This window comes from Intrasporangium flavum, from assembly GCF_001956915.1.
GTDB lineage: Bacteria > Actinomycetota > Actinomycetes > Actinomycetales > Dermatophilaceae > Monashia > Monashia flava.
In genome coordinates this window covers 1-18,380 of sequence record NZ_MLJO01000022.1, presented here as the reverse complement: position 1 = coordinate 18,380, position 18,380 = coordinate 1, and the positions used below count along the sequence as shown (strand labels likewise).

The following is an 18,380-nucleotide window of genomic DNA, read 5'->3' as shown; positions in this document are numbered from 1 at the left end:
CAGCTGAAGGTCAACGGCCTACGCCCGCGGCAGAAACGGGCTCCCCGGAGTCGCCGGTCCCGCCCGCGTCGGCGGACGCCGTGGCCTCGGCGGCGTCCGCCTCGGCCGCGAGCCGGGCGTCGTCGCGGGACAGTCGGCTCGGCCACCACATCCGGGCGCCGATGTCGAGGTTGAGGGCCGTGACGAGCACCGACCGCACGATGAGGGTGTCGAGCAGCACCCCGAGCGCCACGGCGAACCCGATCTCCGCGAAGGCGACGATCGGCATCGTCGCGAGCACCGCGAACGTCCCGGCCAGCACGAGCCCCGCCGACGTGATGACGCCGCCGGTGGCCGCCAGGCCGACGAGGGCGCCGCGCCGCATCCCCACGCGGCTCGACTCCTCGTGGACGCGGGTCATGAGGAAGATGTTGTAGTCGATCCCGAGAGCGACGAGGAAGACGAAGACGAACAGCGGGAACGACGCGTCCGCGCCGGCGAAGCCGAAGACGTGCCGGAAGAAGAGCGCCGACAGGCCCATCGCGGCGCCGAAGGACAGCACCACCGTGCCGATGAGCACGAGCGGCGCGGTGAGGGCGCGCAGCAGCAGCACGAGGATGAGCAGCACGACGCCGAGGACCACCGGGATGATCCGCAGGTTGTCGTCGGAGGAGGCCGACAGCGTGTCGACGCGTGTCGCGGTGTCGCCGCCGGCGACGGCGTCGGCGCCCGGCACCGTGGCGATGGCGTCGCGGACCCGCTGCACGGCCTCACCGGCCGCGTCGGAGTCGGGTGCGGCGTCGAGCGTGGCCTGGATGAGCGCGCGGTCACCGCGAACCACCGGGTCACCGACACTGCCGACGCCGTCGACCGCCGCTACGGCTGCCTTGACCGACGCCGCCTCGGGGGCGTTAGCGAGCACGAGCACCGGCGAGCCGGCCCCCGCCGGGAAGTGCCGGGCGAGGATCTCCTCGCCCACGACCGACTGCGGCGTCGTGTAGTACGAGTCCTTGTTCGACAGGCCGACCGCGTTGAGCTGCAGCACGCCGAGCGAGGCGATGACGAGCAGCAGGGTCGTGACGACCCACGTCCGACGCGGCGCCCTCGCGATCCGGGCGCCGATCCGGGCCCAGACGCCGTCGCGGGTGTGGTCGACCGAGCCGAAGGTCGGGCGCACGGGCCAGAACACCCACCGGCCGAGGACGACGAGCAGGGCCGGCAGCAGCGTCAGCATGACGAGCAGCGCCACCCCGACGCCGATGGCGGCGACCGGCCCCAGACCCTTGGTCGAGCTCATCGAGGCGAACAGCAGGCACAGCATGCCGGCGATGACCGTGGCACCGGAGGCGATGATGGCCGGCCCGGCGCGGTGCAGCGCGGCCGCCATCGCCTCGTGGCGGTCCTCGTGCCTCCGCAGCTCCTCGCGGTAGCGCGCCACGAGCAGCAGCGCGTAGTCGGTGCCGGCGCCGAAGACGATGACGGTGAGGATGCCCGAGCTCTGCGCGTTGACCGTGAGGGTGCCGCTGTCGGCGAGGAAGTAGATGACGCCCTGCGCCACGAAGAGGGCGGTGCCGGCGGACAGGACGGGCACGAGCCACAGCACCGGGCTGCGGTAGGTGACGAGCAGGATGATGATGACGACGGCCATCGCGCTGTAGAGCAGCTTGCCGTCGAGACCGGAGAAGGCCTCCGAGGAGTCGGCCGCGTAGCCCACCGGCCCGGTCACGTGCATCGACAGGCCCGCGGGGGTGTCCGCCGCCGCGACGGTGCGCATCTGGTCGACCGTCGTGCCGAGGGCGTTCCAGCCGTCCGGCCCCGCGTCGACGGGGACGATGACCTGCAGCGCCTTGCCGTCCTTCGACGGGATCGGGCCGACCGCGTCCTTCTTCACCGCGTCGAGGGCGTTGAACTGCTGCACCTGGCGGGCCACGGCGGCGGCGTCGGCGGGCGTCACGCCGCCGGGCCGCTCGTACACGACGACGGCGGGGAACTCGTTCGGGCTCTGGAAGGCCGACAGCTCGTTGACGACCCGGGTCGACTGGGCGTCCTCGGGCAGCCACGAGGCCGCCTCGTTGTTGAGGACGCCCTGCAGCTTGCCCGCCGGACCCGCGAGCAGCCCGACGACGACGAGCCAGAAGGCGACGACGAGCCACTTGGTGACGCGGGAGGAGGGTAGGCGAGCGAGGCGCCCGACCTGTCCGGTTGTGCTGTCGTTCATGACGATTCCCCTTCTCTGGAGACGGTCGCGGCGGCGTCGACGCCCTTGTCCACGCTAGGAGCCTCGCGCCGTCGGCGACAGGGAACCGGGCGAGATTGGTGGCCGGCTCAGGGATAGCTCCGGGAGGACCCTGAGAGGCGCCGTGGACGCCGGGCCGGGGACGGAGCACCAGCGCCTACAGTGGTCTCTCGTGCAGTTCCTCAACGGCCTCCAGCCCCAGCTCGACCTCACCTACGACGACGTGTTCATGGTGCCGAGCCGCTCGTCGGTGACGAGCCGCCTCGACGTCGACCTGAGCAGCGTCGACGGTACGGGCACGACCATCCCGCTCGTCGTCGCCAACATGACGGCCATCGCCGGCCGTCGGATGGCCGAGACGGTGGCCCGGCGCGGCGGCATCACCGTCATTCCCCAGGACATCCCGACCGAGGTCGTCCGCGAGGTCATCGGGTGGGTCAAGCAGCGCCACCTCGTGCACGACACGCCCATCACGCTCGAGCGGCACATGACCGCCGGCGAGGCGCTCGTGCTGCTGAACAAGCGGGCCCACGGCGCGGCCGTCGTCGTCGACGGCCCCAAGCCCGTCGGCATCGTCACCGAGAAGGACCTCACCGGCGTCGACCGCTACACGCAGGTCCAGGACGTCATGGGCGAGGACATGGTCGTGCTGCCCGAGTCGATCGGGCCCCAGGACGCCTTCGAGCGCCTCGCCGAGGCGCGTCGCAAGGTCGCGCCCGTCGTGTCCGACTCCGGCGAGCTCGTCGGCATCCTCACCCGCGGTGGCGCGCTGCGCGCCGGCCTCTACAGCCCGGCCGTCGACGCGTCCGGCCGGCTGCGCGTCGCGGCCGCGGTCGGCATCAACGGGGACGTCGCCGCGAAGGCGGCCGAGGTGCTCGACGCCAGTGCCGACGTCCTCGTCATCGACACCGCGCACGGCCACCAGGACAAGATGCTCGACGCGCTGCGTGCCGTCCGTGCCCTCGACCCCTCGGTCCCGGTCGTCGCGGGCAACGTCGTGTCGGCCGCCGGCACCCGCGAGCTCGTCGATGCGGGCGCCGACATCGTCAAGGTCGGCGTCGGCCCGGGAGCCATGTGCACGACGCGGATGATGACGGCCGTGGGTCGCCCGCAGTTCTCCGCGGTGCTCGAGTGCGCCACGGCCGCAAGGGAGCTCGGCAAGCACGTGTGGGCCGACGGCGGCGTCCGTCACCCGCGCGACGTCGCGCTCGCCCTGGCGGCCGGCGCGTCGAACGTCATGATCGGCTCGTGGTTCGCCGGCACGCTGGAGTCGCCCGGCGACCTCTACACCGACAACGACGGCCGCATGTACAAGGAGTCCTTCGGCATGGCCAGCTCGCGGGCGGTGCGCAACCGCACGGCCGCCGACAGCGCCTACGACCGGGCCCGCAAGTCGCTCTTCGAGGAGGGCATCAGCAGCGCCCGGATGTACGTCGACCCGGCCCGCCCGTCGGTCGAGGACGTCATCGACCAGATCATCGCCGGCCTGCGCAGCAGCTGCACCTACGCCGGCGCGCGGACGCTCGAGGAGTTCCACGAGCGCGCCGTCGTCGGGCTGCAGAGCACCGCCGGCTTCGCCGAGGGCCGCCCGCTGCACACGTCCTGGTGACCGGCCCGGGCGGGAACGGAACGCTCGTGCCGGCCCTCTCACCGCCGTGACGACGACCGGCTCCGTGCCCGACGACCTCCCCACCCCGCTGCGGATCCTCGCGCAGGCCCGCGCCGACGTGCTCGAGCGAGCGCAGGTCGACGCCCGGCTCGTCATCGCCTCCCGCGACCTCGAGGACGACACGGCCCGGCTGCGCCAGCTGAGGGAGGCCTTCGCCCGGGAGCGGCGCGACGTCGAGCGGCTGGGGCAGGTGACGCCGACGCGTCTGTGGTCCTCGCTCCGCGGACGCCGCGAGGAGGACCTCGCCCGGGAGAGCGACGAGGCCGACGCCGCCTCGGCCGCTCTCGAGGAGTGCGCCGCCGACGTCGAGCGGCAGCGCGAGGAGCTGGCCCGGCTCCGCGGCCGCTCGGCGGCACTGGCCGACGCCGAGACGCGCCTCGAGCTCGCGCTCGAGGTCGTCGCCCGCGGCGCCGACGGCCTCGACGCGTCCCACCCCGGCGCCGCCGGGGCGGCCGTCCGCGAGCTCGCGGCGCGCCGTGAGGTGCGCGAGGTCGAGGAGGCCCACGCGGCCGGCAAGGCCGCGCATGCCGCGCTCGTCGGCGCGTACGGCGTCGTCCAGTCGGCCGACGCGTGGTCGGGCTGGGACACCTTCGGCGGTGGCGGCATGCTCAGCTCTGCCATCAAGCACGACCGCCTCGACAAGGCGCGCGCCAAGCTGCAGCTCGCGAGCGAGGCGCTCGAGCGGTTCACCAGCGAGCTGGACGACCTCCACCTGCCCGGCGTGAAGCTGGCCCGGTTCGACGGGCTGACCCGCGGCGTCGACATCCTCTTCGACAACATCTTCACCGACCTCGCGGTGCGCAGCGAGGTCAAGCGCTGCCGTGCCGACGTCGAGGACGCCATCGGACGCGTCGAGGACGTCCTGTCCAGCCTCGAAGAGCGCCACCGCGCGCTGACCGGCCAGGCCTGACCGGCTCGCGCGCACGTGTGGGTGTGTCCGCCCGGCATCGCCCGAAACCCTTGTGAGCGTGTCGTCTCGGCCCTAGCATCGGGCCGCCGCGTCTGAGGCGGCTGACGAGACAGGGGTTGTCGCATGCGGGGTCGTCGTGTCGTGGGGCTGATGCTCGCGCTGCTCTCAACCGTGCTGGTGACGGGGGTCGCCCCGGCAGCCTCGGCGCTGCCCGTGGCGTCCGACCCGGCGCCGGTGTGGAGTGCGCCCGTCGTGGCCGTCCCGGACCGGGGCCAGCCGAGCGACGTCTCGTGCCCGACGTCGACGTGGTGCATGGCCGTCGACCTGTCCGGTCGGGTCGCGACCTTCAACGGGTCGTCGTGGAGCGCGCCGAAGCTCGTCTTCCCCCGGCTCGACGGCGTCAACCAGGCCATCACCGCCGTCTCGTGCCCGACCACCACGTTCTGCCTCGCCGTCTCCGACAGCGGCTACGGGGTGTACCGGTCGGGGAGCTGGACCGTCACGAGGTCGTGGCAGGCGCCGTTCCGGGCCGTCGACTGCTACAGCGCCACCCGGTGCGGACTCGTCCGGGGCAACACCAACGAGGGCCGCGGACTGACGACGTGGAACGGCTCGACGCTCGCGACGCCGGTCCTCGCGCCATGGGCCTCGCGCGTCGACGCGATCGCCTGCCCGTCGGCCACGGTGTGCCATGCGATCGGGCTCGAGCCGAAGGGCGGCGCCATCGCGCTGCGCACCTCCGGGTCCGGCTGGGTCGCGTCCTACCTCGGGCTCGCCCCGGTCTCACCGGGCTTCGACCTCTCGTGCCCGTCCGCGTCGTTCTGCCTGGCCACGAGCGGGCACAGCCATCGCACGTGGCGCTGGAACGGCGCCTCGTGGCGAGGCGCCGGTGACACCTTCGACGGCAGCTACCTTGAGGCCTTCTCGGTGTCGTGCACGTCCTCGACGTCGTGCACCGCCGTCGGGGACGGTCGCGTGGGCCGCTGGAACGGCTCGAGGTGGGCCCTCCGCAACCTCTTCCCGATCTACGGCGCCAGCTACGCCGTCGACTGCGCGACGGCCTCGACGTGCGTCGTCGTCGACAACCGTGGGCGGTTCTGGCGCGGCGGCGGGTCGACGTGGACCGCCGCCGCCACCTTCGACCCGACCTCCCAGTGGGTCGCCGACCTGTCCTGCCCGACCACGACGTTCTGCATGGCAACCGACTACCTCGGCAACGCCGTCCGGTGGAACGGCGCCGCCTGGGGCGGGATGTCGCGCCTCGGCACCTTCCCCTCGTCCGTCTCGTGCGTGGCGGCGACGTGGTGCATGACCGTCGACCAGCAGCAGGGTACGTCACGGTTGTGGACCGGCTCGTGGCAGGCACCCGTCACGTTCGACACCGTCAACCCCTGGACCGACGTGACCTGCGCGTCGACCACGGCGTGCTTCGTCTTCCAGGGCCTGGACGTGCGGCGCTGGAACGGCCGCTCCTGGTCGGCGCCGGCCAGGCTCTTCACCGATGCCGTGAGCCAGGCCGCTTGCGCCGGGCCGCGCTTCTGCATCGCCATGACCTGGACCGGCCGGTTCCGCACGTGGAACGGGACCGCCTGGTCGTCGCTGCGGAGCTCGGGCGTCACCAACCCGTCGCGCCTCACCTGCCCGACCGGCTCCTTCTGCATGGTCGAGTCCGACTCTGACCTGTACTCCACGTTCGACGGCTCGTCGTGGGCGGTGCGACGGACGGTGCCGGAGTACTTCGACACCCTGTCCTGCTCGGCCCCCACGCGGTGCGTCGGCACCTCCTACCAGGGCAACGTGCGCACGTGGAACGGGTCGTCGTGGTCGCTCGCCCCGACGACGCTGCCCTTCCAGGCGCTCCAGCTCGTCTGTCTGCCCGGTCGGTGCATGGCGGTGGGCTACGAGAGCTCGAGCTGGACGCCCTGACCCCGCCGTTCCCGTTGCAGGAACGTGCAACCGGCGCTCGTGGCCTTGCCCGGGCCGCGGCCGGGCCCTAGCATCGGCGCGCCGCGGCTGGCGCGGAGACGAGACAGGGGTTCGTGATGCGTGGTCGTCGTGTCGTGGGACAGGTGCTGGCCGCGGTCGTGGCGCTGCTCGCCGCCGTGACCGTGCCGGGGCAGGCCGCGGCCGCGCCCGAAGGCCGACGGGCTCCCGCAGCGGTCGCGGCCGCTGCCCAGCCCACCGCCGCACCCTCGGCGGTGGCCGCGGCTCCGGTGTGGGGCCCGCCGGTCGCCGCGATCCCGGACCGCGGCCAGCCGAGCGACGTGTCGTGCCCGACGTCGACGTGGTGCATGGCCGTCGACCTCTCGGGCAGGGTCATGACGTTCAACGGGACGACGTGGAGCGCGCCCAAGGTCGTCTTCCCGCGCGTTGCCGACCGCAACCCCGACGTCCGCGCGGTGTCGTGCCCCACGACGTCCTTCTGCCTCGCCGTCTCCGCCCACGGCTACGGCGTCTACCGGTCAGGCACCTGGACGGTCGTGAGCTCGCCGTACGCGCCCTTCAAGGCCGTCGACTGCTACAGCGCCACCCGGTGCGGGATCATGCGCGGCGAGCCGTACTCGGGCCGCAGCACGACGATGTGGAACGGCTCGACGCTCTCGGCGCCCGTCACCACGCCCTGGGCCGCGCGCGTCGACGCGATAGCCTGCCCGTCGGCGACCGTGTGCCACGCGATCGGGCTCGAGTCCAAGGGCGGTGCCATCGCGCTGCGCACCTCCGGCTCGGGCTGGGTCGCGTCCTACCTCGGCAAGGCGTGGTGGAGCACGACGACCGACATCTCATGCGCGTCGGCCTCGTTCTGCCTCATCACGAGCGGGAGCGCCTACCGCACGTGGCGCTGGAACGGCTCGGCGTGGGCCGGCTCCTCGGAGACGCAGGACAACCTGCTCCTCGACGTCGAGAACGTCTCGTGCACGTCCTCCACCTCGTGCACCGCCGTCGGCGACGAACGGTCGGGGCGCTGGGACGGCAGGTCCTGGACGACGCGCGACCTCTACCCGATCTACGGGGCGTCCTACTCCATGGACTGCGCCACCTCCACCACGTGCGTCGTCGTCGACGACCGGGGGCGCTGGTGGCGCGGGGGCTCCACGTGGACCGCGGCCCGCAGCTTCGACCCGACGTCCCAGTGGGTCAACGACGTCTCGTGCCCCAGTGCCACGTTCTGCCTCGCCACCGATCGGCTCGGCAACGCCGTGCGGTGGAACGGCGCCGCGTGGACCGGCATGACGCGGCTCGGCACTCAGCCGTCGGAGGTGGAGTGCCTGTCCACCACGTGGTGCATGGTCCTCGACTCGCAGCAGGGCACCTACCGCCTCTGGACCGGCTCCTGGGGGCCGGCTGTCACCTTCGACCTCGTCAACTGGTGGCCGCACCTGACCTGCGGTTCGACGACGACGTGCTTCGTGTTCGGCCTCGGCGACGCCCGGCGTTGGAACGGCCGCACCTGGGGGGCCGAGGCGCGGCTGTTCAGCACCGACGTCACTGCGGCGGACTGCGCCGGCTCCGGCTTCTGCATGGCGATGGACGCCAACGGCGTCATGCGCACGTGGAACGGGACCGCCTGGTCGGCCGCGCGCAGCACCGGCGTCACGTTCCCGAGCGACCTCAGCTGCACCTCGAGGACGTTCTGCCTCGCCGAGTCGGAGGGTGGCCTCTACTCGACGTGGAACGGCTCGTCGTGGACGGTGCGTCGCACGCTTCCGTCGGTGGTCGGGCGGATCAGCTGCACGAGCAGCACCCGCTGCATCGGCACCGGCTCCGACGGGTCGGCCTGGCTGTGGTCCGGCGCCTCGTGGGCGAAGGCGCCGTCCGGTCCCGGGATCGAGACCCTGGCCCTGGACTGCCGCTCGACGTGGTGCATGGCGGTCGGCTACACGCAGTCGAGCCGGACGTCCTGACGGCGGGCCGCACCCGAGGGGTCAGTGGCGCTTGCGGCCGACCTCGACGACGCGCCAGCCGCGCTCGTGCGCGATCTCGCGCAGCTCACGGTCGGGGTTGACCGCGACCGCCTCGCCGACCCGCTCCATCATCGGCAGGTCACTGACGGAGTCGCTGTAGGCCGCGCACCGCGACAGGTCGTAGCCGCGCTCGGCGGCCAGCTTCTCGATCTCGACGACCTTGCCTGCGCCGTAGCAGAACTCGCCGGAAAGGTGGCCGGTGTACCGGCCCTCGCCGTCGAGCTCGCTGCGCGTGGCGACGGCGCCCTCGAGGCCGAGGGCCGCCGCGATGCGGCTGACCAGCTCGATGGGGGAGGCCGACACGACGATGCGGTCCTGCCCGAGCGCCTTGCAGTCGGACAGCAGCGTCATCGACGCCGGGATGGCCTTGCGCACGATGCCCGGCACGATGGCGTCGGTGAGGTGGATGATGTCGGACTGCCGGATGCCGGCGACCGCGCGCAGGATCCGCTCGCGCAGCGCCTCCGACCCGGCGTCGGTGGATCCCTTGCGGTGGAAGGAGATCGCGTTGACGGTGTCCTTGACGAGGTCGCGCCACGGCACGTGGCCACCGCGGAAGGCGGCGATCGCGAGCGGGTAGTTGGCCGACCCGCGGATCAGGGTGCGGTCGAGGTCGAAGAACGCCGCGACCGGCCCGCCGCCCCCGAGGGGCAACGAGCCGGCGGTCGACGCGTCAGCCGACATGGGCCGCGATCGGCAGGGTCACGCGGCGCGGGGGCACCGGCGCGTTGACGGCCTTGGTCGACTGCTTGGGCAGGCGGCGCGGCCGGTTGGGCAGCGCGAGGCGGAAGACCTTGGCCCAGGCCTGGTACACCTGCTTCGGCAGCGGGCCGGTCGTGTACGGCAGGCCGTAGCGCTCGCAGATCTCGCGCAGCTCGACGGCGACCTCGGCGTAGCGGTTGCTCGGCAGGTCGGGGAAGCAGTGGTGCTCGATCTGGTGGGACAGGTTGCCGGTCATGAGGTGCATGAGCTTGGAACCCGAGATGTTGGCCGAGCCGAGCATCTGGCGGATGTACCAGTCGCCGCGGGTCTCGCCCTCGATCTCCTCCTCGGAGAAGGTGTCGACGCCGTCGGGGAAGTGGCCGCAGAAGATGACCGAGTGGGCCCACACGTTGCGGATCGCGTTGGCGGTGAAGGTGCCGATGAGGGCCTGCTTGCTCGAGCCGAACGGCGCGGCGGCGGCCGGCGTGGCCACGTAGTCCTTGGTGAACTGGCGGGCCACCTTGCGCCCGACCGCCTTGAGGTCCTGCTTGAGAGCCTCCTTGGACTTCTCGCCCTCCTTGACCGCCTCGAGCTCGAGGTCGTAGATGGCGATGCCCCACTCGAAGAAGGGGGCCAGCACCAGGTTGATCGCCGGGTTGAAGACGTTGACCGGGCGCCAGGGCTGATCCTCGTCCATGCGCAGCACGGAGTAGCCGACGTCCTTGTCCTTGCCCAGCACGTTGGTCCACGTGTGGTGCAGGTCGTTGTGGGTGTGCTTCCAGGCGGCGGCCGGCGTGACGAAGTCCCACTCCCACGTCGTCGAGTGGATGTCGGGGTCGCGCATCCAGTCCCACTGGCCGTGCAGGACGTTGTGGCCGATCTCCATGTTCTCGAGGATCTTGGCCACCGAGAGCATCGCGGTGCCCGCGACGAACGCGGACTTCTTCTTCGAGAAGAGCAGGGTGGCGCGGCCGGCGACCTCGAGGGTGCGCTGCACGCGGATGACGCGGCGGATGTAGGCCGCGTCCTTGGCGCCGCGGGAGGCGATGATGCGGTCGCGGAGCGCGTCGAGCTCCTGGCCGAGGCGCTCGACGTCGGCGTCGGACAGGTGTGCGGCGGCGCTGGGGCGCTTCGCCGGGCCACCGGCGGCAGCGAGGACCGGCTTCCTGGGCCGGATCGCGGCGTCGTCCGCGGACGCGCCGGTGGGCGTCGTCGTGGGTCGGTTCACGGTGGTGGTCATTGCGATTGGATCCCTTCTCAGATGTCCAGGTGGACGGGCCCGGCGGCCGCGTTGACGCAGGTCTGGATGAGCTCGCCCTCGTCGCCGTGCACCTCTCCGGTGCGCAGGTCGCGGACCTTGCCGGCCACGAGCGGCGTCAGGCAGCTGCGGCAGATGCCCATGCGGCACCCGCTCGGCATGACGACGCCGCAGCCCTCCCCGGCGTCGAGGAGCGGCACGTCGCCGCCGGCCTCGACCTCCTTGTCGGACTTCTCGAAGACAACGACTCCACCCTCGCCTCCGGTTCCCGGCAGCAGGACCGGGGCGAAGCGCTCGATGGTGAGGTCGGCCCCGGTGTCGTCGGTGCCGTCGACGCCCTCGCGCTCCCAGAGCGCCTCGGCGTCGTCGAGCAGCTCGGCGGGTCCGCAGGCGAAGGCCTTGCGGGTGCGCCAGTCGGGGCAGAGGGCCTCGAGGTCGGTGGTGGAGGACAGGTCGAGGCGGCGCCCGGCGTCCTCGGCCGAGGTGCCGTGCTCGCGGGTGAACCAGTGCTTGACGGTCAGGCCGGGGAACTGGTCGGCGAGCTCGAGCAGCTCGTCGTGGAAGAGGGCGTCCTCGCGCGTGCGGGCGCAGTGGACGAGCACGACGTCGGCGTCGGGGCGGCGCGGCACGAGCGTGCGGATCATCGACATGACGGGCGTCAGGCCGCTGCCGGCGGTGAGCATGAGCAGCGGACGCGGGTGGCCCGGCAGCACGAAGTCGCCCTGCGGGACGTCGAGGAAGAGGACGTCGCCGACGCGGGTGTTGCGGGCCAGGGCGGTGGAGACCGTGCCGATCGCCGTGACGGTGATGGCCGGGTCGTGGCCGGCGGCCGCCGACAGCGAGTAGCTGCGCCACTGGCGGACGCCGTCGATCTCGACCCCGATGCGGGCCCACTGGCCGGCCTCGTGGGCGTTCCAGCCGCGGCCGGGGCGGAAGTGGATCGTCGTGGAGTCGGCGGTCTCGCGCTCGACCCGCGTGACGACGCCGCGCAGCTGCCGCGCGGACGAGAGCGGGTTGACGAGGGCGAAGAAGTCCTCGGGGTCGAGGGGGGTGGTCAGGACGGACGCCATGCGCCGAAGTGCTCGCAGCTGGCTCATACCTCTATGGTCCCCGCAGAAGGGTCCCGGGATCTTGGGGCGCGGCGTACTCTTTGGGGCAGGAATCTGTTGCCTCGCGACAAAAAGCAGGAGGCCGAAGTGGCGCACGCCACGTCCGACCCGCCGTGGTTGTCTCTGCCCGCCGAAATCAGCCGTATCCTGCGCCCCGTCGTCCCCGACATCGTCGAGGCCATCATCGAGGGCATCCCGCAGGACGTCCCGGTCTACGCCATGCCGATGGAAGGGCGCTTCGGCCAGGGCGTGCGCCAGGGCGTCCAGGTGGCGCTGCACCGCTTCCTCGACCTGCCCGGCACGCGGCTGCCGGCCCTGAGCGAGGACGGCAAGTGGGTCTACGAGAACCTCGGCCGCGGCGAGGTGCGCTCGGGGCGCACCCTCGAGGCGCTGCTCGCCGCCTACCGCTATGGCGCTCGCGTGACCTTCCGGGCCATCTCGCGCACCGTCGACGTGTCGCAGATGCCACCCGATGCCCTCCTGTCGCTCGGCGAGTCGCTCTTCGCCTACATCGACGAGCTGTCGGCGGCGAGCGCGCAGGGCTACGCCCAGGAGCAGTCCGAACGGGCCGGGGAGCAGCAGCGCCTGCGCGCCGAGCTGCTCGAGTCGATCCTGCGCGGCGACTCGAGCGACGGCGGCGTCGCCCGGCTCGCCGCGGCGGTCGGCTGGACCCTGCCCGAGCGTGTCGTCGTCGGCCTCGTCCCCTCGCCCCACGTGGAGGGCCTGCGCGCCGCCATCGGCCGCGACGGCCTCGTCGCCGAGCGCGGGGCCGACGTCGTGGTCGTCTACCCGTTCGGCAACCGACGCGTCCGGCGCCGCGACCTCGACCGGGCCCTGCGCGGGCGGCGCGCCGTCGTCGGCCCGGCGCGGGCCTGGCAGGCGGCGGGGGAGTCGCTGCACCTCGCGGCCTCGGCGGGCGCGCACGGCCTCGGTCCCTCCGCCGACGAGCCGCACGCCGGCACCGACCCGCTCTGGGTCGAGGACCGGCTCGCCGAGCTCGTCGTGCGGTCCGAGCCCCTTGCCATCGACGACCTCGCCCTCGTGCGGCTGGCCCCGCTCGACGGGCTGCGGCCGGCCGTGCGGGGCCGCCTGGCCGAGACCCTCCTGGCATGGCTGCGCCACCAGGGCCAGCGGGCCCCGATGGCCGACGAGCTCTTCGTGCACCCGCAGACCGTCGGCTACCGCGTCGCCCAGCTCAAGCAGCTCTTCGGCGAGGCGCTCGAGGACCCCGAGGTGCGCTTCGAGCTCGAGCTCGTCCTGCGCGCCGGCCACCGCTGAGCCCGGCCGGTGGGGCGTCAGGGCCCGGTGAGGACGCGGACGGGGCTGCCGTCGAGCCAGGCCGTGACGGCCTCGACGACGCCGGCGAAGAACGTGGCGTAGGTGTCCTCGGTGACGTACCCGACGTGCGGCGTCAGCAGCGTGCGCGGTGCCGTGCGCAGCGGGTGGTCGATCGGCAGCGGCTCGACGTCGAACACGTCGAGCCCGGCGCCGCCCAGGTGCCCGGAGGCCAACGCGTCGAGCAGGGCCGTCTCGTCGACGATCGGGCCGCGCGAGGTGTTGACGAGCAGGGCGCCCGGACGCATGAGGCCCAGCTCGCGCGCCCCGATGAGTCCGCGCGTGCCGCCGTCGCCCTCGACGAGTGGCAGGTGCACCGAGACGACGTCGGAGCGTCGGAGCACGTCGTCGAGCGAGGCTGCGGTGGCGCCCGACGCCGCAGCGCGCTCGGGCGTCAGGTGGGGGCTCCAGGCGAGGACGTCCATGCCGAAGGCGCGGGCCACGGCAGCCACGCGGGTGCCGAGGCGGCCGAGCCCGAGGACGCCCATCGTGTGCCCGTCGAGGTCGCGCCCCACGGTCGTCTGCCAGCCGCCGTCGCGGACCGCCCCGGCCTCGGTGACGAGGTGGCGGCACAGGCCGAGGACGAGGGCCCAGGTGAGCTCGGCGGGGGCCCCGGCGCGGCTCTCGGTGCCGCACACGGTGATCCCGGACGCCGTCGCAGCGGCGACGTCGATGCTCGGGTTGCGACGACCCGTCGTCACGACGAGCCGCAGCCGCGGCAGGCGCGTCAGGACGCTCCCGGGCAGCGGCGTCCGCTCGCGCATGACGACGACGGCGTCATAGGGCGCCAGGCGGCCCACCAGGGCGTCGGGCTCGGCGAGGTGGTCGCGGAAGACGTCGACCCGGCACGGACGCGTGGGGTGGGCCGTGACGGGCGCCCAGTCCGCGCTGGAGCGGGCCACGCCCTGGTAGTCGTCGAGGACCGCGATGCGCACCCGACCAACCCTAGGGCCGGGTGCCGGGAACGCGAGAGGCGCCACTCGTGTGAGTGGCGCCTCTCGTAGGGGCGACCCCGACCGGGCTCGAACCGGCGACCTCCGCCGTGACAGGGCGGCGCGCTAACCAACTGCGCTACGGGGCCTTGCTTATTCAGTTGTGGTCTTGCGTATCCCCAACGGGATTCGAACCCGTGCTGCCGCCGTGAAAGGGCGGAGTCCTAGGCCGCTAGACGATGGGGACTGGCCCGAACCATCCGCTTGGGACGTCGAGAACTATAGGGGAGTTCTGCGCACCCACCAAATCGGCCCTCGAACCCTCTGGGACAGGTCGTTCCGGCACCCTCGATCACCCCTTGGCCCACGCGAGGACGTCCTCGACGGGCCACGTCGTGACGATGCGTTCGGCCGGGATCCCGAGGCGCTCGGCGCGCTCGCAGCCGAGCGACTTCATGTCGAGCTGGCCGGGTGCGTGGGCGTCGGAGTCGATGGTGAACAGGCACCCGAGGTCGCGGGCCAGCTCGATGAGCTCGTCCGGCGGGTCGCACCGCTCGGGCCGTGAGTTGATCTCCACGGCGACGTCGTTCTCGAGGCAGGCGCGGAACACCTTCTCGGCGTCGAACTGCGACGGCGGGCGCTTGCCCCGCCCGCCCGTGACGAGCTGCCCGGTGCAGTGCGCGAGGACGTTGGTGTGCGGGTCGCGCACGGCCGCGACCATCCGCGGCGTCATCTCGAAGGACGGCTGGCGCAGCTTGCTGTGGATCGAGGCGGTGACGACGTCGAGCCGGTCGAGCAGGTCGTCGTCCTGGTCGAGGGAGCCGTCGAGGTGGATGTCGACCTCGATGCCCTTGAGCAGGGTGAAGCTGTCGCCGACGCTGCGGTTGATCGCCTCGACGCGCTTCAGCTGGTCGGTGAGGCGCTCGCGGGACAGGCCGTTGGCCACGGTGAGGCGCGGCGAGTGGTCGGTCAGGGCCATCCACTCCTGGCCCAGCTCGACGGCCGCGAGGACCATCTCCTCGATCGGGCTGCCGCCGTCGCTCCAGTTCGAGTGGGCGTGGAGGTCGCCGCGCAGGGCCGCGTAGAGCTCGGCCCCGCCGCGGGTCAGCGGCTCGCCGTGCTTCTCCTCCGCGGAGACGAGGTAGGCCGGCACGACGCCCCGCACGGCCTGACCGATGATGGCGGCGCTGGAGTCGCCGATTCCCTTGATCTGCTTGAGGGTTCCGGCCTCGGAGCGCTCGCGCAGCTCGTCGTCGGAGATGAGCGTGATGGCCTCGATGGTGCGCCGGAACGCGTCGATGCGATAGCTGCTCTCGCGGCCGCGCTCGAGGAGGAAGCAGATGCGCCGCAGCGCCTCGATCGGGCTCATCGGCGCCGTCGGCGGGGTCGGCTGCTGCATGCCGGCCAGCCTAGCCGCGCGTGTGGGACCCGGCCGGGACCACGCGGGAGGGTTCGCGGCCCCGGCCGGGTCCGTCCCGCGTCCGACCCCCGTCAGGACGCAGGACCCCCGAGTGTGGTCAGTGCTGCAGCGTCGGCAGCGTACCGCCGTCGGGGAGCTTGCCCGGCACGGAGGCCGTCGTGGCGACCACCCGGACGACGTCGCCGTAGCGCTGCTCGAGCGTCCCCGGTGCGCTGCGCTCGTCGGCCGACACGACGACGCGGTCGCCGCGGGCGTCGATCCCGACACCGTGCACGAGGACGCCCTGCGCCTTGAGGACGGGGGCGTCGTCGCGGACCTGCTGGGCCACCTGGACCTTCTCGTCCCACGTGTGCGTCGCTGCCACGAAGCGCACCGAACCGGCCGGCATCGCGCCGGTCACGAACGACTCGAGCGACGGGTCGTGGCGCGTGACGGCGACGACGACGGAGGAGCCGGTGGGGTCGTCGGCGTAGGCGCCGGAGAACACGTCGGGCCAGCGCGTCGTCACGGTGGTCGACACCGCGTCGAAGGCCCGCGTGGCCGGGGTGTGCAGCGTGCCGAAGAACTCCGAGGTGTCGCGGGCGGGGGGCACCTGGGTGCCCTGCAGCGACGGACCGCTCCCAGAGCCGAGCGACCCCGTCGCGTCCGGCGCGATGCCCGGGGCCCCGGCGTCGGTTCCCTTGTCGCTCATGCGTTCCGGGGCGCCCGCGGCCGAGCCCGCAGACGTCGACGAGGCGTTCTGCCCACCGGACAGGGCCCACCCGGCACCGACGACGCCGACGAGGACGACGGCGGCCGCGGAGCCGAGGACCGCGTTCCGGCGCCGGGCGGTGCGGGCCCGTCCGCGCATCAGGGCACGCTGGGCGAAGAGGTCGTCGCGAGGTGGTTCGAGATCGTTCGTCATGGCCAGCGCCTTTCGCAGCTGCAGCTCGCCGGGCTCCGGCGTCGGGGCTGCGGGCGGGCCGGGCTCGGGGTCGGGGCCGGTGCGGCGCGTCGGGTCGTCACTCATGTCACGGCTCCTGCCCCCGAGAGCGGTGGTTCGGCGAGCCGGTCGCGCAGGGCCGCGAGGGCCCGCGAGATCTGGCTCTTGATGGTGCCCTCGGCCACGCCGGTGCACTCGGCGATCTGGGGGACGGTGAGGTCCTCCCAGAACCGGAGCACCAGGACGGCCCGCTGCTTCTCGGGCAGGCCCTTGAGCAGGTCGGTCAGCGTCATCGCGAGCTCGCGGTCGTGGTCGGCGCCGGACGGGTGCGACGGCAGGGGCTCGGGGGCCTCGTCGGTGAGCACCTCGCGCCGGCGCTTGCGCTGGTCGTTGAGGTAGAGGTTCATCATGGTGCGTCTCGTGTAGGCGGTCTGCGCGCCCTCGGCGATCCGTGGCCACGCGACGTAGACGCGGGCGAGCGCCTCCTGGACGAGCTCGTCGCCGTCGGCCCAGCTGCCGGTGAGCAGGTAGGCGCGTCGGCGCAGCATCGTCTGCCGCTCCTCGACAAAGGCGCGGAAGGCCGCCTCGTCCCTGCGTCTCATGGGCTCCCGCCGGGTTGGCTCGTCAGGTGGTCGTCAGGTGGTCGTCGGGTCGTGCGTCGGGTGATGCGTCGGGTCCGTCTCGGGTGTCGTACACCCCAAGGACACACCGGCCCGGCGAAGCGTTGCACGACAGCGGAGGGAATTCGACCGGTGCGTCACGAGACGCGGCCCAGGTGGGCCAGGGCGAACATCAGGGCGGCGACGGTCTCGCCGTCGGTGATGCCGCCGTCGCGGACGAGGTCGAGCACCTGCGCCACGGGCACCCGCCGTACCGCCGTGATCCCCTCCTCGGCGTCGGGGGTCCCGGGGGCGCCGGCAGCGGGCTCGAGGCCCGTGGCGAGGAAGACGACCTCGGGCGCCCGGCACACGCCGTTGAGCGCGTTCATGACACCGACCTGACGCCACTCGCGGGCCACCAGGCCGGTCTCCTCGGCGAGCTCGCGGCGGGCCGCCTCGAGCGGGTCCTCGCCGTCGGAGCCGCCGGCCGGCACCTCGACGGACTCCCCGACCGTGTGCCGGTCGACGGTGACGAGGACGACCTCGTCGGCGTCGGTCAGGGCGACGACGAAGACGGCCGGCTGGCGCACCTCGACCACCCCGAAGACGCCGTCGCCGCCGTCCGGGCGCACGACGGCGTCCTCGTGGACGCGGATCCACGGGTTCTCGTAGGCGACGCGCGTCGCGCGCACCGGCCAGCTCACGCCGCGCGCTCGAGGTGCAGGAGGGTCTCCTTGGCGGGCAGGCCGCCGAGGTAGCCGCCGAGGCTGCCGTCGGAGCGCACGACGCGGTGGCACGGCACGACGATCGGCAGCGGGTTGGTGGCGCACGCCGACCCGACGGCGCGGACCGCGCGAGGGCTGCCCGCGGCCACCGCCACCTCGGCGTAGCTCTCGGTCGAGCCGTAGGGGATGGCCGTCAGGTGGCGCAGCACGTCGAGGCGGAAGCCGTGCGCGAGGCGCAGGTCGACCGGCACGTCGAAGACGCGTCGCGTGCCGGCGAAGTACTCGTCGAGCTGGCGGGCTGCGTCGTCGAACCGCTTGCCGTCCTTGAGGATCCGCGACCCGACGCGCTCACCGAGGGCGTCCAGGACACGGTCGTGGTCCTCGACGGCGTAGGCGACGCGCACGAGGCCGACGTCGGTGGCGGCGAGGAGCAGCGCGCCCAGGGGGGAGTCGACGACGCGGTAGGTGGCGTCGAGGACGGACGCTGCGGAGGCGTGCTCGAGGAGGGCGGCGTGGAGCGCCTCGAGGCGGGCGGTGTCGTCGGGGGCCGGACGCGTCAGCCCGGCGAGCGTCGGGTCGGGCGTGCCGGAGGGGGCGGGCGGCATCGGGGTCATCGGGGTCA

The 18,380-nt window shown here is 73.1% G+C and carries 15 protein-coding genes and 2 tRNA genes; 5 read left to right on the top strand and 12 right to left on the bottom strand.

The window, feature by feature from the left end:
* Nucleotides 1–10: 10 nt before the first annotated feature.
* A complete protein-coding gene (locus BIV28_RS15770; protein ID WP_076263411.1) occupies nucleotides 11–2,197 on the bottom strand; it encodes an MMPL family transporter in 2,187 nt (728 codons plus the stop codon).
* A gap of 190 nt (nucleotides 2,198–2,387) precedes the next feature.
* Here BIV28_RS15770 and BIV28_RS15765 point away from each other — a divergent pair, with 190 nt between their 5' ends.
* The 4 genes from BIV28_RS15765 to BIV28_RS15750 all read left to right on the top strand — a co-directional run bounded on the left by BIV28_RS15765 (nucleotide 2,388) and on the right by BIV28_RS15750 (nucleotide 8,696).
* Nucleotides 2,388–3,824, top strand: a complete 1,437-nt coding sequence (locus BIV28_RS15765) for a GuaB1 family IMP dehydrogenase-related protein (protein ID WP_076263408.1) — start codon at nucleotides 2,388–2,390, stop codon at nucleotides 3,822–3,824.
* Nucleotides 3,825–3,888: 64 nt separating this feature from the next.
* The gene (locus BIV28_RS15760; protein ID WP_207556030.1) at nucleotides 3,889–4,794 is read left to right on the top strand and encodes a hypothetical protein; all 906 of its coding nucleotides are present in this window, start codon (nucleotides 3,889–3,891) and stop codon (nucleotides 4,792–4,794) included.
* 123 nt (nucleotides 4,795–4,917) lie between these two features.
* On the top strand, nucleotides 4,918–6,720 hold the full coding sequence (locus tag BIV28_RS15755) for a hypothetical protein (RefSeq protein ID WP_076263404.1): 1,803 nt from the start codon (nucleotides 4,918–4,920) through the stop codon (nucleotides 6,718–6,720).
* A gap of 116 nt (nucleotides 6,721–6,836) precedes the next feature.
* Nucleotides 6,837–8,696: a hypothetical protein gene (locus BIV28_RS15750; RefSeq protein WP_076263601.1), complete on the top strand. Its 1,860-nt coding sequence runs from the start codon at nucleotides 6,837–6,839 to the stop codon at nucleotides 8,694–8,696.
* A gap of 21 nt (nucleotides 8,697–8,717) precedes the next feature.
* Here BIV28_RS15750 and BIV28_RS15745 read toward each other — a convergent pair whose 3' ends face one another.
* Genes BIV28_RS15745 through BIV28_RS15735 form a run of 3 tightly spaced genes read right to left on the bottom strand, consistent with a single transcriptional unit; the run spans nucleotide 8,718 to nucleotide 11,813 of the window.
* Nucleotides 8,718–9,440, bottom strand: coding sequence for an HAD family hydrolase (locus tag BIV28_RS15745; protein ID WP_076263402.1), 723 nt, complete (start codon nucleotides 9,438–9,440; stop codon nucleotides 8,718–8,720).
* Nucleotides 9,430–10,698, bottom strand: a complete 1,269-nt coding sequence (locus BIV28_RS15740) for a fatty acid desaturase family protein (RefSeq protein ID WP_076263400.1) — start codon at nucleotides 10,696–10,698, stop codon at nucleotides 9,430–9,432. Before BIV28_RS15740 ends, BIV28_RS15745 begins: the two co-directional genes overlap by 11 nt.
* Nucleotides 10,699–10,715: 17 nt before the next feature.
* Nucleotides 10,716–11,813: a ferredoxin reductase gene (locus tag BIV28_RS15735; protein ID WP_076263399.1), complete on the bottom strand. Its 1,098-nt coding sequence runs from the start codon at nucleotides 11,811–11,813 to the stop codon at nucleotides 10,716–10,718.
* A gap of 99 nt (nucleotides 11,814–11,912) precedes the next feature.
* On the opposite strand from BIV28_RS15735, the gene BIV28_RS15730 reads away from it, so the two are divergent.
* Nucleotides 11,913–13,103: a PucR family transcriptional regulator gene (locus BIV28_RS15730; protein WP_076263397.1), complete on the top strand. Its 1,191-nt coding sequence runs from the start codon at nucleotides 11,913–11,915 to the stop codon at nucleotides 13,101–13,103.
* Nucleotides 13,104–13,120: 17 nt separating this feature from the next.
* On the opposite strand, the gene BIV28_RS15725 is transcribed toward BIV28_RS15730, so the two are convergent.
* The 8 genes from BIV28_RS15725 to BIV28_RS15690 all read right to left on the bottom strand — a co-directional run bounded on the left by BIV28_RS15725 (nucleotide 13,121) and on the right by BIV28_RS15690 (nucleotide 18,372).
* Entirely contained in the window at nucleotides 13,121–14,095 is a 975-nt protein-coding gene (locus tag BIV28_RS15725; RefSeq protein WP_076263396.1) for a D-2-hydroxyacid dehydrogenase family protein, read from the bottom strand.
* A 72-nt stretch (nucleotides 14,096–14,167) separates the two neighbouring features.
* Nucleotides 14,168–14,241 (bottom strand) — tRNA-Asp (locus BIV28_RS15720).
* A 25-nt stretch (nucleotides 14,242–14,266) separates the two neighbouring features.
* A tRNA-Glu gene (locus tag BIV28_RS15715) sits at nucleotides 14,267–14,339 on the bottom strand.
* A gap of 105 nt (nucleotides 14,340–14,444) precedes the next feature.
* Nucleotides 14,445–15,491 carry a PHP domain-containing protein gene (locus BIV28_RS15710; RefSeq protein ID WP_076263394.1) on the bottom strand — a complete coding sequence of 349 codons (1,047 nt, stop codon included), beginning with the start codon at nucleotides 15,489–15,491 and terminating at the stop codon, nucleotides 14,445–14,447.
* Nucleotides 15,492–15,609: 118 nt separating this feature from the next.
* On the bottom strand, nucleotides 15,610–16,521 hold the full coding sequence (locus BIV28_RS15705; RefSeq protein WP_076263392.1) for a hypothetical protein: 912 nt from the start codon (nucleotides 16,519–16,521) through the stop codon (nucleotides 15,610–15,612).
* Nucleotides 16,518–17,036, bottom strand: a complete 519-nt coding sequence (locus tag BIV28_RS15700) for a SigE family RNA polymerase sigma factor (protein ID WP_076263390.1) — start codon at nucleotides 17,034–17,036, stop codon at nucleotides 16,518–16,520. The genes BIV28_RS15705 and BIV28_RS15700 overlap by 4 nt, the downstream gene beginning before the upstream one ends.
* Before the next feature lie 155 nt (nucleotides 17,037–17,191).
* A complete protein-coding gene (locus BIV28_RS15695; RefSeq protein ID WP_076263388.1) occupies nucleotides 17,192–17,737 on the bottom strand; it encodes an NUDIX domain-containing protein in 546 nt (181 codons plus the stop codon).
* Complete coding sequence (locus BIV28_RS15690) at nucleotides 17,734–18,372, bottom strand: methylated-DNA--[protein]-cysteine S-methyltransferase (RefSeq protein WP_076263600.1); 639 nt, start codon at nucleotides 18,370–18,372, stop codon at nucleotides 17,734–17,736. The genes BIV28_RS15695 and BIV28_RS15690 overlap by 4 nt, the downstream gene beginning before the upstream one ends.
* Nucleotides 18,373–18,380 lie beyond the last annotated feature (8 nt).

What these genes read in the sequence shown, in the direction of transcription:
- BIV28_RS15770 (WP_076263411.1), bottom strand. Translation starts at nt 2,197, where the DNA reads ATGAACGACAGCACAACCGGACAGGTCGGGCGCCTCGCTCGCCTACCC.
- BIV28_RS15755 (WP_076263404.1), top strand. Translation starts at nt 4,918, where the DNA reads ATGCGGGGTCGTCGTGTCGTGGGGCTGATGCTCGCGCTGCTCTCAACC.
- BIV28_RS15750 (WP_076263601.1), top strand. Translation starts at nt 6,837, where the DNA reads ATGCGTGGTCGTCGTGTCGTGGGACAGGTGCTGGCCGCGGTCGTGGCG.
- BIV28_RS15745 (WP_076263402.1), bottom strand. Translation starts at nt 9,440, where the DNA reads ATGTCGGCTGACGCGTCGACCGCCGGCTCGTTGCCCCTCGGGGGCGGC.
- BIV28_RS15740 (WP_076263400.1), bottom strand. Translation starts at nt 10,698, where the DNA reads ATGACCACCACCGTGAACCGACCCACGACGACGCCCACCGGCGCGTCC.
- BIV28_RS15735 (WP_076263399.1), bottom strand. Translation starts at nt 11,813, where the DNA reads ATGAGCCAGCTGCGAGCACTTCGGCGCATGGCGTCCGTCCTGACCACC.
- BIV28_RS15710 (WP_076263394.1), bottom strand. Translation starts at nt 15,491, where the DNA reads ATGCAGCAGCCGACCCCGCCGACGGCGCCGATGAGCCCGATCGAGGCG.
- BIV28_RS15705 (WP_076263392.1), bottom strand. Translation starts at nt 16,521, where the DNA reads ATGAGTGACGACCCGACGCGCCGCACCGGCCCCGACCCCGAGCCCGGC.
- BIV28_RS15700 (WP_076263390.1), bottom strand. Translation starts at nt 17,036, where the DNA reads ATGAGACGCAGGGACGAGGCGGCCTTCCGCGCCTTTGTCGAGGAGCGG.
- BIV28_RS15690 (WP_076263600.1), bottom strand. Translation starts at nt 18,372, where the DNA reads ATGACCCCGATGCCGCCCGCCCCCTCCGGCACGCCCGACCCGACGCTC.